The 14,546-nt window shown below is 62.7% G+C and carries 12 protein-coding genes; 4 read left to right on the plus strand and 8 right to left on the minus strand.

What is annotated here, in order from left to right; translation table 11 throughout:
- The first annotated feature begins 2 nt into the window (after nt 1-2).
- Together MRX98_RS18620 and MRX98_RS18625 are read left to right on the plus strand one after the other, a co-directional pair.
- Nucleotides 3-731 carry an ABC transporter ATP-binding protein gene (locus MRX98_RS18620; protein ID WP_246913616.1) on the plus strand — a complete coding sequence of 243 codons (729 nt, stop codon included), beginning with the start codon at nt 3-5 and terminating at the stop codon, nt 729-731.
- On the plus strand, nt 728-1,939 hold the full coding sequence (locus tag MRX98_RS18625) for an ABC transporter permease (protein ID WP_246913618.1): 1,212 nt from the start codon (nt 728-730) through the stop codon (nt 1,937-1,939). The genes MRX98_RS18620 and MRX98_RS18625 overlap by 4 nt, the downstream gene beginning before the upstream one ends.
- On the opposite strand, the gene MRX98_RS18630 is transcribed toward MRX98_RS18625, so the two are convergent.
- The 4 genes from MRX98_RS18630 to MRX98_RS18645 form a co-directional block, all read right to left on the minus strand.
- Entirely contained in the window at nt 1,930-3,693 is a 1,764-nt protein-coding gene (locus MRX98_RS18630) for a DUF6178 family protein (RefSeq protein WP_246913626.1), read from the minus strand. The two genes, MRX98_RS18625 and MRX98_RS18630, sit on opposite strands and share 10 nt — an antisense overlap.
- A gap of 221 nt (nt 3,694-3,914) precedes the next feature.
- On the minus strand, nt 3,915-5,888 hold the full coding sequence (locus MRX98_RS18635) for a phosphoenolpyruvate carboxykinase (GTP) (protein WP_246913628.1): 1,974 nt from the start codon (nt 5,886-5,888) through the stop codon (nt 3,915-3,917).
- A gap of 58 nt (nt 5,889-5,946) precedes the next feature.
- Nucleotides 5,947-6,609 carry an XTP/dITP diphosphatase gene (locus tag MRX98_RS18640; RefSeq protein WP_246913630.1) on the minus strand — a complete coding sequence of 221 codons (663 nt, stop codon included), beginning with the start codon at nt 6,607-6,609 and terminating at the stop codon, nt 5,947-5,949.
- 134 nt (nt 6,610-6,743) lie between these two features.
- Nucleotides 6,744-7,958, minus strand: a complete 1,215-nt coding sequence (locus MRX98_RS18645; RefSeq protein WP_246913632.1) for a response regulator — start codon at nt 7,956-7,958, stop codon at nt 6,744-6,746.
- Between the two features lie 268 nt (nt 7,959-8,226).
- Here MRX98_RS18645 and coaE point away from each other — a divergent pair, with 268 nt between their 5' ends.
- A complete protein-coding gene (gene coaE, locus MRX98_RS18650) occupies nt 8,227-8,865 on the plus strand; it encodes a dephospho-CoA kinase (protein WP_246913634.1) in 639 nt (212 codons plus the stop codon).
- Nucleotides 8,866-9,057: 192 nt separating this feature from the next.
- The gene (locus MRX98_RS18655; RefSeq protein WP_246913636.1) at nt 9,058-9,645 is read left to right on the plus strand and encodes an HD-GYP domain-containing protein; all 588 of its coding nucleotides are present in this window, start codon (nt 9,058-9,060) and stop codon (nt 9,643-9,645) included.
- A 117-nt stretch (nt 9,646-9,762) separates the two neighbouring features.
- On the opposite strand, the gene panC is transcribed toward MRX98_RS18655, so the two are convergent.
- The 4 genes from panC to MRX98_RS18675 all read right to left on the minus strand — a co-directional run bounded on the left by panC (nt 9,763) and on the right by MRX98_RS18675 (nt 14,397).
- A complete protein-coding gene (panC, locus tag MRX98_RS18660; RefSeq protein WP_246913638.1) occupies nt 9,763-10,611 on the minus strand; it encodes a pantoate--beta-alanine ligase in 849 nt (282 codons plus the stop codon).
- A 132-nt stretch (nt 10,612-10,743) separates the two neighbouring features.
- The gene (gene panB, locus MRX98_RS18665; protein ID WP_246913640.1) at nt 10,744-11,577 is read right to left on the minus strand and encodes a 3-methyl-2-oxobutanoate hydroxymethyltransferase; all 834 of its coding nucleotides are present in this window, start codon (nt 11,575-11,577) and stop codon (nt 10,744-10,746) included.
- Nucleotides 11,578-11,681: 104 nt separating this feature from the next.
- Nucleotides 11,682-12,551, minus strand: a complete 870-nt coding sequence (locus MRX98_RS18670; protein WP_246913649.1) for a Rossmann-like and DUF2520 domain-containing protein — start codon at nt 12,549-12,551, stop codon at nt 11,682-11,684.
- A gap of 100 nt (nt 12,552-12,651) precedes the next feature.
- On the minus strand, nt 12,652-14,397 hold the full coding sequence (locus tag MRX98_RS18675; protein WP_246913651.1) for a radical SAM protein: 1,746 nt from the start codon (nt 14,395-14,397) through the stop codon (nt 12,652-12,654).
- Nucleotides 14,398-14,546 lie beyond the last annotated feature (149 nt).

Raw genomic sequence — 14,546 nt, forward strand, 5'->3', positions numbered from 1 at the left:
CCATGGGCACACTGATTCAACTGGAGCAGGTCACCAAGGTTTACGGCCGGGGCCACGCAGCCGTAAACGCCCTGGACCGCATCGACCTGACCATCGAACGCGGGGAGTTCGTGGCGGTGATGGGCCACAGCGGTTCGGGCAAATCCACCTGCATGAACATCCTGGGCTGTCTGGACACCCCCAGCAGCGGCACCTACCGTTTCGGGGGAGTGGATGTGGGCGCCTTGTCCCGCGACCAGCGCGCATTGCTGCGGCGCCACTATCTGGGGTTCGTCTTCCAGGGCTTCAACCTGCTCAACCGCACCTCGGCCATTGAAAATGTGGAGTTGCCCCTGATCTATCGCGGCATACCCATCCGCAGGCGCCGAGAACAGGCCGCCGCCGCCCTGGCGGCGGTGGGGCTCTCCGGCTGGGAGCAGCACACCCCCGGCGAGCTGTCCGGGGGCCAACAGCAGCGGGTGGCCATCGCCCGGGCCATCGTGACCGATCCCGATGTGCTGCTGGCCGACGAACCCACGGGCAATTTGGACACCGCCCGCAGCCGGGAGATCATGTCCTTGATCACCCGTTTCAATCAGGAGCGGGGTCTGACGGTCATCATGGTGACCCACGAAGCGGACATGGCCGCCTACGCCCGTCGCCGCGTCGACTTCCTGGACGGACGCATTGTGACTGCGGCCGAAGGACCGGGTGCAATGGCAAAGGGCCCGCAAAAGGCACCGACAACATGATTTGGGAAACCTATCTGCTGGCCCAACGGGCCATCCGGCGCAACGCCTTGCGCTCCACCCTGACCGTGCTGGGCATCGTCATCGGCGTGGCGGCGGTGATCACCATGGTCACCCTGGGCAGCGGCGCCACCGCCCAGGTGACTTCGGACATCGCCAAACTGGGCAGCAACATGCTCCAAGTGCGCGTGGGGCAGGGATTTCATCGCGGCGGCGGGGCGCGCGGGGCCGCCACCCCTTTTCGCATGGCCGATGTGCAGGCCATTGAACAACAGATCCACGGCTTGCAAGGGGTGGCGCCGGTCTCCAGCAGCGGCATGCAGGCCATCTACGGCAATGCCAACTGGTCCACCACCATCACCGGCAGCAACGCCGATTTTCTGGTCGTGCGGGATTGGCCCATGGCCCGGGGCCGCATCTTCACCGAAAGCGAAATGCGGGCGGGTCAAGCGGTCTGCGTGTTGGGCGCCACCGTGCAGCGACGGCTTTTCGGCGACGAAGACCCCTTGGGGGCCACGATCCGGCTGGGCAAAATCGCTTTTCGGGTGATCGGCGTGCTCGGCGCCAAAGGACAATCCAGTTTCGGCACGGACCAAGACGACTTCGTTCTGATTCCCCTGCGCACCTTGCAGCGACGGGTGGCCGGCAACACCAACGTGGGCAGCATCATGGTTTCGGCCATGGACGGCGTGCCGACCGAGGCGGTCCAGACCGACATCGAGCGGTTGCTGCGGGAACGGCGCAACATCGCCGCCGCCCAGGAGGACGATTTTCACGTGCGGGACATGAAGGAGATCATCGACACCCTGACCGGCACCACGCGGGTGCTGACGGCCCTGCTGGGGGCCGTGGCCGCCGTGAGCCTGTTGGTGGGGGGCATCGGCATCATGAACATCATGCTGGTGTCGGTCACCGAGCGCACCCGCGAAATCGGCACCCGTCTGGCCATCGGCGCGTTGGAGCGCCAAGTGCTGCTGCAGTTTTTGGTGGAGGCGGTGGTATTGGCCTGCTTCGGTGGTGTGATCGGCATCGCCTTGGGTTTGGGAGCCGCCGCCCTGGCCGCGCACTTGCTGGCCATACCCTTCATCTTCAACCCCGGCATCGTCAGCGCCGCCTTTCTCTTCTCCGCTCTGGTAGGGGTTGTGTTCGGCTATTTTCCCGCTCGCCAGGCGGCCCGCCTGGATCCCATCGAGGCGCTGCGCTACGAGTGATCGGCGGCCACCAAAAAAAGCGGTTGCACAAAACGCGGATCGATATCCTTGGCAGCGACCGTTGCCAGTTCCTCTTCCACCCGGCCGAACAGGCCGTCCACCACCGGCCCCACTTCTTCGGCGATGCGCGCCGTGGGCCATCCGCCGGCGGCCGACAGCCAATCGAGCAGATCCTGGCGCTGTTGCGGCCCAATGCGCCGGGGTTGACCCGTAGTAGGCCACAAGCCATCGAAAAATAGGCGGAAAAGGTCCAACGGCAAGGGGGCGACCGTCACCAGGGTCCCCTCGTTTGTGCCCAATTGGTGGTGGGCCCAGGCCGTGAGCAGGAGATTCTGATAGGTGATCAACCCCTCTATGGGCCGGGGCGGCGGTCCAACGGCCATATCCACCAGTAGCCGGTCCACGGCCATGATGCGGTCCAAAACCATCTCGGTGACGGCGATATCCGCCATGGTGGCGAACTCGCGGTAAAGCACGCCGGTGGCATAGTTGTCATGGAACAGGGGTTTCTTGATCAGCAACCCGCCCAACACCCCCAGCCAGGATTCGCCCCAGAAGGCCAGGGGCCATCCGTTGGCCTCGAACCAGCTTTCGCGGCGCCAGCGGTCGGCCCGCCATTTCAGGGCCAGGGCACGACCATAGCCCACCCGGAAAAGATCCGCCAGAAAATGGGACTTCAACAGGTTGGCGGCGCCATAGGGATCGCTGCCGTCACCGGCCGCTTCGGCCAGCTCCAGGCCGATGCCGATGTAGCCCGCCACCTTTTCCACCACCCGGGCCAGGGCTTCCCGCTCCCGAACCTGCTGCAGGTCGGCGACAATCACCTGGTTGCACAAGGCGGCGAACTCGGTTTGCAACCGCTGCAACAACAGTTCGTCTTGAATGCGGGCCAGAATGGCGGCAAACCGCCCGGCGCCGGCGGGGGTACCGGTGGCCGCATCGGGAATGGGATAGGAGGCCACGGGCCGTCCACCGCCCATGTCCGGTTTGCGGCCGCGCCGCAACAGATCGGCCACCCGCAACGGCTGATAGACCCCCACGGCCTCTTCGAAAGGCAGAAACCCCTTCTCCGCCAGACGCACATTGCGCAGCCGCAACAGCTCCTCTTCGGTTTCGGGACCCAAAACACCGGCCGAGGTCAGCAGCAGGCCGCGGTAGAGGGGGTAATCATAAACCGACAAGCGTCGCAGCAGATCGCCGAGAAACTGGTCGCGCATCGCCTGCGCCTGCGGGTTGCTGTCCGGATAAGGCCGCATGCGCACGTAGTGCACGTCGTCTTCGCTGCTGAAACCATCGCCGACTTCCGCGGGATCCTCCTCGTATTCGCGCACGTGCAGCTCGATGTTCCGAAAAAAGTAGTATGCCAACAGATTCTGCTGAGGTCCGGTCACCCAGTGGGTGAAGCGATCCCCATCCGCCCTGAGCAGTCGGGACAACCACTCGGTGAGCTGGTGAGGGTGGACGCGGTCACGATGCCACACCTCCATGTCCAGCACATATTCCCACTGATCGTTGGAAGCCAACCCCAGCACGGGCAGGGCGTCATCCGGACCGATGGCATGGACCAGCAGATACAGATCCTCCTCGGCCATGGACTGCACCAGGGTCACCGGGTAGGGATGGGTTAAAACCGCATCCAACGCCTGTTCCGGCGGCAGCGACAGAACCCGCCGCCGGTCCGCGGCCAAAGCCCGCTCGCGCTCCTGCCGCACATGGACACCCTTGCCCTTGCCTTCCGATTGCACACCGCTCATGACGCACTGCTCCCTGAAATCGACAAAACACCTCGTATTACAAATGAACGTTCCAATCTGTTTATGATGCCATGGCGCAAATTTAAGCAACAACAACATGCCCGGCAAGGGGAGGCGGGTGCTGGATTTGACAGCCACCGACGCCCGTTACGGCAACAGACGCCGGTGGATGACAAATAACAAAAGCGGGGGATAGAAGAACGATAACGGACGGTGCCCGCTCAATTGACGCTTTTACAGCTTTCGATCAGCTCGGGGGTGACGATGGGACCGTATTTGTCCCGCAGGGCCATCAATTCCGCGTGCTGGGATTGGAGCACCTTGAACAGTTGGGGCGGCAGGTTCTCCTCTTTGCCGTAGGCCTCCAACTGCAGGTCGATCCGCTTGACGATGTTGTCGATGTACAGGGAAAACTGCTTGTCGTACAGATCCCTGGGATACACCTTGTCGATGCGCTCCTTGAAAAGCTTCTCGAGGTCCTCGTAGCAGGGAATGAAACCGATGGGGGTTTCGATGGCGGCCATGTCGTGATGGGAACGCCGCTCCAGCCAGCTGAGCCACACCTTGACGTCCCGTTTCTCGCCCAGCAGTTTCTTGCCCTCGCCGCCGCGCGCCTCATGGGTCAAAAAGTAGTTGAGCCCCGCCATGATGGGCCGCTTGTCGGAGTCGATTTTTTCGCTGTTGAAGAATTTGAACTGGGCATCCATGTAATCCGCCAGGGAACCGGGGATGAAGGGGGCATTGGCCCAGGGGGCCCGTTTGACGCCCTTGGCCCCCACCTCGGTGGCCGTAGCGGCCGAAACGATGCAGGCGCCGATGACCACCCCCTCGTCGGCATTGCGCGCCTCCCATACCGGCGGCATGGTGTCGCTGTCCCGCCCGCTGTAAGTGATGACGCGGGTTTCCACGCCGGCCGGGTCCTCGGCCTTGGGCGAGTAGTTGGACAGGGCTTTGGAGGCGAGCGTGCAGCGGGCGTTGGGGTGGGAAATGGGCACGGTCTTGCCCTTTTCATCCTTCATGCCCTGCTCCCACGGGCCTTGGAAATTGCACCCCCGTTCCGGTGGCGGTTCCCCGTTGCCGGTCCAGTGGGGCACGCCGTTTGCGTCGATCAGCACGTTGGACCAGATCACCTCGGTGCCCGGTTCGCGCAGGCAGCGCATCAAGACCGGATCGCCCTCCCGGTTGACATCTTCGAGAATGCCGAAAATGCCGCATTCCGGGTTGACGGAGCGCACGGTGCCGTCCTCGGCGATCCATATCTGGGCCAGGTCGTCACCGATGAAGTGGTCGCCGGCCATGGCGGTGGTGGTTTTGCCGCATCCGCTGGGCGCCGCCCCGGCGATGCCGGTCAAGCGCCCGCCCGGGGTCTCCATGCAGGTGATGAACATGTGCTCCGCCAGTTCCTCTCCCCGGCGCTCGTAGACCGAACGATCCACGGAGAAGCGGTGGTTGCCCTTTTTCAACAGCAGGGTGTTGCCGGCATAGGTGCACTTGTATGCATAGGTGGTCCGGTGGGCGCGATCCATCAATACGCGGGCATCGGGCAGATCCTCGGGCCGATTGAGCCCTTCGCTGTGGATGTTGGTGTAGAAATGATCCAGATGGCGCACCTCTTTTTCGAACTCGCTGTAGATGTTGCGATAGAGCAGTTCAGCGCTGTGGGCGACATAGGCCGAACTGGTGATCTCCATGGCCGGATTGGAGACCGGCGCCCCGGCCGGTCCGCGGGAGTAGAAGCCCACCACCATGGTCTTGCCGCGCATGATGCCGACCATTCCCTTGCGCACGGTGTCCAGGGCCTCGGGGCGGGACATGCGCAAGGCCAGGGAGCTGACCAGCTCCTTGTCGTTGGCCACGTAATAGGTGCGATCGATGATCCGGCCCTGCTCTTGCTTGAGGTCGAAATGGATGGTATGCCCCGCCATGGGCAGCGCCTCCTCTTCCCCCTTCTCCAGCGCCAGATCACGGATGAACTGCCGATCCGCTTCGGAACCGGTATTGATAAATACGATATCGGGTTGGCACATGGCGATGGCATTGGCGATTTTGAGCAGCACCGCCGGATTTTCGAAACCGGCGATGCGGTCCAGCTGCTCGGGGGCCAGTTTTTCCGCAAACAGGCGCCGCGCCGCTTCCACGGTGGCGATTTGCCCGATTTCTTGAACGATGTCGATCCCTTCTTCAAATGTGAGCATACCCTACTCCTTCAAAGTGATTCGGAAGCCTGAAACCATCGGCCCATCCGGGCCGCGATCATTCATCCGCCCGTCCGCCCATGCACCCGATGGGCTCCGGTCCGGGCATATGTTGCCGTATCCATATCAACACGCGGTCGAACTCGTCCCGCAGCTGCCCCAAGGCCTTACCGCGGTGGCTGACACGGCTCTTCTCGGCCATGGTCAGCTGAGCGAAGGTTTTGTTCAGCGGCGGATAGTAAAAAATCGGATCGTAGCCGAACCCGTTGTCACCCGCCGGTTCGCGGCAAATGAGGCCCTCGCAGCGCCCCTCGTAAGTCAGGGCCGGCCCGGTTGGCACCGCCAGGGAAAGCACGCATTCGAAGGCGGCCGCACGGTTTTCCACATCCTTCAAGGCCTCCAATAACTTCGCACAACGTTGCCGGTCGCTGGCCGCTTCACCGGCATAGCGCGCCGACAACACCCCGGGCGCACCGTCCAAGGCATCCACCAGCAATCCCGAGTCGTCGGCCAGGGCCGGCAACCCGAGATTCCGTGCAGTCAGGCTGGCTTTTTTGTAAGCGTTTTCGTCGAAGGTGTCGCCATCTTCCTCGATGGGCGGCAGGGGGCCGAAATCGTCCAGATTCTTGATCTCAACGTCAAAGCCCTGCAAAAGATCCCGTATTTCCCTGGTCTTGCCCGCATTGCGGGTGGCCAATACGATCGGCAGCACAGGTTTCACACTCACCTCTTGCCTTGATTGTGTACGATCATTTTGGAGGCGGGCACCGGTTTGGGCGGTGGGATGTCACCGCATACCGGCGGTCCGGAACCAACTCCCGCCCCTTTTGCCATAGAATCAATTGATTGGAAAGTTTATTTTTCAAGCGGCGATGTCCTGCGCGCACAAAGGGTTCGCCATTGCGCGATGCGTGATGCCATCCCGATCCGTGCCAGATAGGCATCATCCAACCCGGGAACAGGGCGGGCGAGATCGCTCAACAGGGGACCGGCATGGGCAAAGGCGTTGGCCACATGGACGATGAGAACCCCATCAAACGTCTGCCCGGAACGGAGGGCGATCTGGTGATGGAAAGCGGCCGCCGCGATGATGATGTCCGGTAGGCCCCACAATCCGAAAAGATAGGCGCCGACGGCCGCGTGGGTAGTGCCCAGCAACTGGTTTTCGGCCGTGGCCATGTCGCAACCGTGGACCTGCATGTACCGCGTCACGGCTTCGAATTCGGCGGGCAGGTGGGCCGCCAGGGGCAGTTTGCCGACATCGTGCAGCATACCGGCCATGAAGGCCGCTTCCAACCCGGCGCGGTCCAAGCCCGCCGCCTGCGCGATGATCCGCGCCAGGGCGGCGGTGCGGCCGGCGTGCGCCCACATGGGAGCGATGGCCAATCCCCGCCGCTGCAGGGCCGTGAACTGGTCGAAGGTGCCGGCCGCCAGCACAATGGCTTGCACCAAATCCAAACCGAGCAGGCTCACGGCCTTGGCGGGGCTCGATACCTGTTGCGCCAGTCCGAAATAGGAGGAGTTGACCAGCTTGAGCAGCCGGGTCGCCAAACCCAGATCCGCCGCCACCTGCTCTCCCACCGCTTCGAAGGTGACTTCGGGATCCCGCAGGGCCGCCATCAGGGACAGGTGCCGGGCGGGTAGACTGGGCAAAGCGCCGATACGACCGATCAGTTCTTTGAGCGGGCGATGATCCAACAACCGCTTGACCAAGAAAGCCCTGTCGATGGTGGCGGCCAGGGTGGCGTCCTCCCAAGGCTTGGCCAAGAACTGATGGGCCAAATCCACCGACTGAACAAGAATATTGCGATCGGCATAACCGGACAGGAGGATGCGCACCGCGGCTGGATGACGTTCGCGGACCGTCCTTAGAAAATCGACACCATCGTATCCCGGGAACACCAATTCGCTGACCAGTACATCCACCGGTTCCCGGGCCATTACCGCCAAGGCGGCCGGGGGATCGGTGGCGAACCGAAGGGTCCAGTCGGGCTGCAGGTTGCGCAAAGAGCGCCGCAACGCCTTGTGGACAAATTTCTCCGCATCTACAAAGAGGACGACAGGGGGCATGGCAAGACCATTGACCGCCGCGATTGTTCAGGTGCGACCCATCGGCTGGTGGCCGCACGAGGGACGCAAGGACTCACGAAAATAACCGTTTCACGATCAACATGTAGCATTGAACGCCACCATGAACAAACACCTTTCATGGGTGACAACGATGACATCCGGGGTGTACAACGGCGGCCATCGATGCCGGCCCTTGCATTCCGGCTTGGAATCCGGGAAAATACCGCTTTCGATCATTGATGGCGATGGATATCCAAAGGAAGGTGTTATGCGCGTGGTCGGACTGACAGGCGGCATTGCTTCGGGCAAATCGACGGTGGCCCGGATGTTTCAAAAAGCCGGGGCGGTCATCATCGATGCGGACCGGATCGCCCGCCAAGTGGTGGCGCCGGGCCTGCCGGCATGGCGCGAGATTCGGGAAACCTTCGGGCCGGCGGTGCTGCTGCCCGATGGGAGCATCGACCGGGAAGCGCTGGGTCGCCTCGTCTTCGCTGATCCCGACAAGCGGCGCCGGCTGGAGCGCATCGTTCATCCCAGGGTGGGCCAGGAGATGGCGACCCGCATGGCCCATGCCGAACAAACCGATCCCGATGCTGTGGTGCTGCTGGACATTCCGCTGCTGTTCGAAACCGACCGCACCCAAGGTTTGAGCGACATCATCGTTGTCTATCTGCCCGAAGCCCTTCAATGCCGGCGACTGATGGAACGCGACGGGCTCAGTGAAACCGATGCCCGGGCGCGCATGAACGCGCAGCTGCCCCTGGCGGAAAAGCGCCGACGGGCCACCATTGTCATCGACAACAGTGGCCCCATGGCCAATACGGAAAATCAGGTCCAGGCCGTTTACCGCCGATTGACCGGGCAGCCCGGCGGCAAGAAGGAGGAATGGTTCCATGACGAAGCGTGATGCACTGCTTGACAGCCGATGAAATATTGATTAATGATTTTGTCTTGAGAATCGACACTGCCATGGAGCGATTGTCCGGTCGATTTGAATCTGACATAGACTTTGGATCAGGATACCATTTTGGGAAGAGCTGCAAGATCGCGAAACATTCCCGCGGCATTTGAAACGCCTAACAATCGTGTCCTCTGCCTGATGTCCGACGCACTGGGTCAAAAGGATTCCTACACCCAGGCCCATGCCCGGCGGGTGGCCGCCTATGCCGAACGTTTGGCCCAAAGAATGGGGTTGCCCAACGATCAGGTGCGCCAAATCGCCTTGGGCGGCATGCTGCATGATGTGGGCAAACTGGCCCTCAGCGACCGCATTTTCAGCAGCAAGCAAACGGCCCTGTCGGAAGATCTGCTGGACGAAGTGCACAGCCATCCGCTCATCGGGGCCGCCCTGCTGCGCAACATTTCCTGTGACAACGCCATCGTGGAGGTAGTGCTGTATCACCACGAACGGCTGGACGGCAGTGGTTACCCCTTCGGCCTGGGCGCCGACGAGATCCCCTTCAACGCCCTGTTGGTCAGCGTTGCCGACTGTTTCGACGCCATCACCACCGACCGGCCTTATCAGCGCCGCAAAAGCCGCGCCCACGCCTTCTCCATCATGAACCAGATGGCCGGCCCGGCGTTGCCCCGCGACATGGTGGCCCTGATGATCGAAGAGGTGCGCACCCACGGCATGGAGTCGAACATGTCAGCGCCGCCGCCCCTCCCCCGGGCTGCCAACGGCTGATCTTCGGTCCGATCATCTCCCTTCCCTTCTCCGTAGTCCGGAAAAATAAACCGCCACACAGACCATAAGCCGTTCGAGGCGGCAATCGGGGTCACGACCGCAAGAAGTACTTCTCTCTCAGACCTGGACGCGGATATTGTCGATCAGGCGGGTGCGCCCGACCCGGATGGCCAAGGCAATCAACGCCTCTCCGGTGACGGTCTCCAGATCGGCCAATGTGCGGGCATCGACAACGGATACATAATCGATGGTGCTGTCATCGATGGCCGCCAGGCGGTCCTTGATTCGCTCTACCACCTTGACGGCCCTTCGTTCACCGGCGGCGATGGTGCTGCGGGCGTCCTGCAGCGCCTGGTGAATCAGGGGCGCCTGGGCCCGCTGCGCCGTCGTCAGGTAGGTGTTGCGGGAACTGAGCGCCAACCCGTCGGCCTCCCGCACCGTGGCACAGGGCACCACCTCCAGGTCGAAATCCAGATCCCGCACCATCTGCTGGATCACCGCCACCTGCTGAGCATCCTTCTGCCCGAAATAGGCCCTGTGGGGCATCACCAGGTGAAACAGCTTGCTGACGATGGTGGCCACGCCCCGAAAATGGCCGGGACGGGACCGGCCGCACAAGGTCTCGGTGACGGCACCTTCGATGTGGACATAGGTCATGTAGCCCGGTGGATAGAGTTCCTCAACGGAAGGGCAAAAGACCTGGTCGGTGCCGCCTTTGTCCAGCAACGCCAAATCCCGCTCCAGGTCACGGGGATAGGCCGCCAAATCTTCATTGGGCCCAAATTGGGTGGGGTTGACGAAAATACTGACCACCACCACGTCGTTTTCCCGGCGTGCCCGCTGCACAAGGGCCATGTGGCCGTCGTGCAGGTAGCCCATGGTGGGCACGAACCCCACGCTGCGGCCTTCGGACCGGCAGGGCTGCAGAATGGCCCGCAATTGCGCTATGGTCTGCACCACTTGCATGAATCCGCCTGTTTGTCTTGGTGTTGCATGTAATGCTTCGGTCGATCGCCCATGGTGCGATTTTCCGCCATGGAGACGATCATCTGCCGCTTGTCTTTGTGCGAAGTTGCGGTCTTACGCCGGTGGTCGGCGTCACAGCTGTTCCAGCAATTTCGGATCCATGTGGAAGGTGTGTTCTTCCGCCGGGAACCGTCCCTCGGCCATCTCCCGGATATACTCCTGAACGGCGCTCACGGCCGCATCGCCCAGCTCGGCATAGGCCTTGACGAACTTGGGCCGCATGCGGCGAAACAGACCGAGCATATCCTGGACCACCAGCACCTGGCCGTCGCAGTCCGCTCCGGCGCCGATGCCGATGGTGGGAATCTCCAGGCGACGGCGGAGCAAACCGGCCAATGCGTCCGGCACACACTCCAGCACGATGCCGAAAGCCCCCGCATCCTGCAGCAGCAGAGCATCATCGAGCAACCGGCGGGCGGCTTCGACGTCCTTGCCTTGCACCTTGAAACCGCCGAAAACATTCAGCGATTGGGGTGTCAGACCCAAATGGCCCAGCACCGGGATCTGGGCTTTGACGATGGCCCGCACCTTGTCCACCACCGCGGCGCCCCCTTCCAGTTTGACGGCCTCGGCGCCCCCCTCCTGGATGAAACGGCCGGCATTGCGCACCGCCTCTTCCACGCTGATGTGATAGGAGAGAAAGGGCATGTCACCGATCAACAACGCATTGCGGCTGCCGCGCGCCACCGCGCGGGTGTGGTGGATCATCTCGTCCATGGTGACGCGCAAGGTGTTTTCATAGCCCAGCATCACCATGCCCAGGGAATCGCCGATCAGGACGCTGTCCACACCGGCCTCGTCCAACAGACACGCCGTGGTGTAGTCGTAGGCGGTCAACATGCTGATGGGCCGTTGGGCGGCCTTGGCGGCCCGGAACGACTGCACGGTAAATTTTTCCGCTGCCATGGTTTGCTCTCCTTTCGGTCCACACTTTGATGGAAATGGGCTTCGGGTATCGGTCCGGCCGGAACAGCACATTCGCCGAACATGGAATGCGCCTTCCCCGCCGATCAAGCCTTTTTCAGCACTTCTTGCAGTGCTTCGGCTTTGGTATCCACTTTTAGCACGTCCCGGCGCGCCAGATCCAGGGTCTTTTGGCCCATATAAGCGTAAAAGGCCTTCAATTCAGCCAGTTCGGGCGGCGAAAGGGCGTCCAGGTGGTGCCGGATGGTGGAGACGTCGCCCCTGGCGATGGGGCCGGTCAGCGCCTTGTCCGGACCGACCCGGGCGATATTGGCCAGGGTGCCCTGGATCAAGGGCATCATGGCCTGAAATCCTTCCCGGGAGCGAATGCCGCTGTGTTCCAAGGCGTGCATGCCGTAGTCCATGAGGGTGACCAGATAGTTGGACACCACGCAGGCGGCCAAATGATAGAGGCCCTTGTGTTCCGGTAGGATTCGGAAATGACGGTTGCCGGTCTTCTCCAACACCTTTTCCACCGCCTTGAGCCGCGGGTCGACCCCTTCGAGACTGAACCATGTGTGGGGCAAATCGGCCAACGCCTTTTCTTCTTCGGCGAACGCCTGCAGGGGATGCAGGCTGAACACCGCCGCCCCGGCCGCCTCGGCCGTCGCCAGGATGGCGGATGCGTGGGCGCCACTCATGTGGCCCACCAGATGATTGGCGGTAACGGCCCCTTCACGACAAAGGGCCGTGCAAACCCCCTCAATCTGATCGTCCCGGGTGGTGATCAACACCATATCGCTGATGCCCGCCACCTCGGCCGCGTCCCGGCAGGCGCGGCTGTGGGTGCCGCTACAGGCATGGGCCAGTTTATCGCCGTGACGATCGAAGTAACCACTGATAATCAAACCGCAACCGCGCAAGTAACGCCCATAGGCCGTGGCCACCTTGCCGGCGCCGATAAATCCGATATGCATACCGCCCCCATTCATCGATTTGCATCCCGTCCTCACCCTGCGCGGCCGGTCGCCGCGAACGGGAGGCGTGAACAATGTCCATTGAACCGTTTCCCTGTCTTCATCCAGCCACTTGTCTGTCCTGTCCCCCGCCACACACGCCGCACAATCGGCACTGTTGGGGATCGGCGGGGCATGGCGGTGTGGCTTTGGCTTGCAAGGCACGCCGGTACTCCCGCCACAGAAAATCCTTGTCCAGTCCATGATCGATCACGTCCCAGGGCAGCACCTCGTCCCGCTCCCGCGGCCGGGTCACATAAAATCCCGGCGCTGGATCGGCGTCCTTGAACGCCCGGGGCCAATTGCCGCCGTTGTGCCGCACCGCTTCCAAAAGGCGCCCCACCCTGCGATCACCGCGGGCCAAGAGCGCCTGCACAAAGGCCTGGCGCGGCGGGTCGGCCTGCACCTGGACGTTGGCCACGGCCTTGAGTCCCGCCTGGATGGTTTTAATGCGCTGTTTGAGCAGCGCCGCCGGTGCCATGCCCACCCATTGAAACGGGGTGAAGGGCTTGGGTACGAAGCAGTTGATACTGACGGTGATGCCGCCCATGCGGCCGCGCGGCCGGCTGGCATCCAAGAAGCGGCTTTTGATGCGTTGGACCAGCGTCACCAGCGCCGCCACATCGTCATCGGTTTCCGTGGGCAACCCGACCATGAAATAGAGTTTGAGATTGGGAATGCCGCCGGCCACCAATGTGTCGACCGCCTGCAAAATGGTTGTTTCGTCCAGTCCTTTGTTGATCACTTGGCGCAATCGTTGGGACCCGGCCTCGGGGGCGATGGTGGCGGTTTTGAGCCGCCCGGCACGCAGCGCCGCCACCAGCTTGCCGTCCAGGGCATCGGCCCGCAGAGAGCTGAAACTCAATTGCAGATCGTGGCGTGCGGCCCAGTCGCACAGCACGGGCAGGTCGGGCAGATCGGAGACGGCCGCCCCTAACAAGCCGATCTTGGCGGTCTGGGCGATCCCCTGCGCCATGGCGGCCAGCAGCCCGTCCGCAGACCGGAAACGCGGCGGGCGATAGACGTAACCGGCGGCACAGAAGCGGCAACCGTGGGCGCACCCCCGGCTCACTTCGACCAGGTGGGCATCGGCAAAACCGGCTTGCCGGGTGATCACCGTGCTCCGGGTGGCAAAGGCCCCGATATCGGCGGCATGGACCCGCCGCACCTTTTCCGGTACGGACCGGTTCGGCGTCAGGGCCGCCAGGGTGCCGTCGGCATGGTAATGATCGGTGTAAAAGGACGGCACGTAAACGCCGGGCAGCTCGCGGACCGCGCGCAGCAGCAACGGTTCCCGCTCCTGCCGGGGATCGAAACGGGCGAAAAACGGGGCCAGGAGCCCCTCGGCTTCACCAATCAGGAAACAGTCGATGAACGGCGCGAGGGGTTCGGGGTTGAGAAAGCAGGAGACTCCCCCTGCCACGACAAGGGGGAGGGAGGCGCCACGCCGGGCGGCGGGCAGGGGGAGTCCTGCTTGGTGCAACAACTGCAATACATGGACATGGTCATGCTCGTAGGCGATGGAGAAGGCCAGGCAATCGAACATGGCCAACGGCCGCCCCGACTCCAGGGAAACCGGCGCCGTTGCGGCCGCTTCGCGCTCAGGCAGAAAGGCCCGTTCGCATACCACATGATCCAAGGCGTTGAGCTGCCGATAGACGCTCTGGAATCCGAGGCTGGCCATGGCCACAGGGTAGCGGTTGGGGTAGACCAGTGCCACCCGCACCCGATTGCGCCACGGCTTGCGCAACGTGCCGATCTCCGCATCGAGCCATGCTTTCCGTTGTTTGTCCACTGACGAGGCCATCAACCACTCCATTGAAGCGTACGCCGGCCGGACGGCGGGGCCGATGTTCCGGCCGAACAGATGGCCTAAGGTAATCCCGTTGGGCGATTGTGGCAACGGCCGCCGTCCATCCGTCCCATTTCGTCCGGGTGGGATGGTTCACGCGAAGC

It is taken from the genome of Desulfatitalea alkaliphila, assembly GCF_022968795.1.
Classification (GTDB): Bacteria; Desulfobacterota; Desulfobacteria; order Desulfobacterales; family Desulfosarcinaceae; genus Desulfatitalea; species Desulfatitalea alkaliphila.

Coding starts and splice junctions, on each gene's coding strand:
- MRX98_RS18620 (WP_246913616.1), top strand. CDS start 3: ATGGGCACACTGATTCAACTGGAGCAGGTCACCAAGGTTTACGGCCGG.
- MRX98_RS18655 (WP_246913636.1), top strand. CDS start 9,058: ATGTCCGACGCACTGGGTCAAAAGGATTCCTACACCCAGGCCCATGCC.
- MRX98_RS18635 (WP_246913628.1), bottom strand. CDS start 5,888: ATGCTCACATTTGAAGAAGGGATCGACATCGTTCAAGAAATCGGGCAA.
- panC (WP_246913638.1), bottom strand. CDS start 10,611: ATGCAAGTGGTGCAGACCATAGCGCAATTGCGGGCCATTCTGCAGCCC.
- coaE (WP_246913634.1), top strand. CDS start 8,227: ATGCGCGTGGTCGGACTGACAGGCGGCATTGCTTCGGGCAAATCGACG.
- MRX98_RS18625 (WP_246913618.1), top strand. CDS start 728: ATGATTTGGGAAACCTATCTGCTGGCCCAACGGGCCATCCGGCGCAAC.
- MRX98_RS18670 (WP_246913649.1), bottom strand. CDS start 12,551: ATGCATATCGGATTTATCGGCGCCGGCAAGGTGGCCACGGCCTATGGG.
- MRX98_RS18645 (WP_246913632.1), bottom strand. CDS start 7,958: ATGCCCCCTGTCGTCCTCTTTGTAGATGCGGAGAAATTTGTCCACAAG.
- MRX98_RS18675 (WP_246913651.1), bottom strand. CDS start 14,397: ATGGCCTCGTCAGTGGACAAACAACGGAAAGCATGGCTCGATGCGGAG.
- panB (WP_246913640.1), bottom strand. CDS start 11,577: ATGGCAGCGGAAAAATTTACCGTGCAGTCGTTCCGGGCCGCCAAGGCC.
- MRX98_RS18630 (WP_246913626.1), bottom strand. CDS start 3,693: ATGAGCGGTGTGCAATCGGAAGGCAAGGGCAAGGGTGTCCATGTGCGG.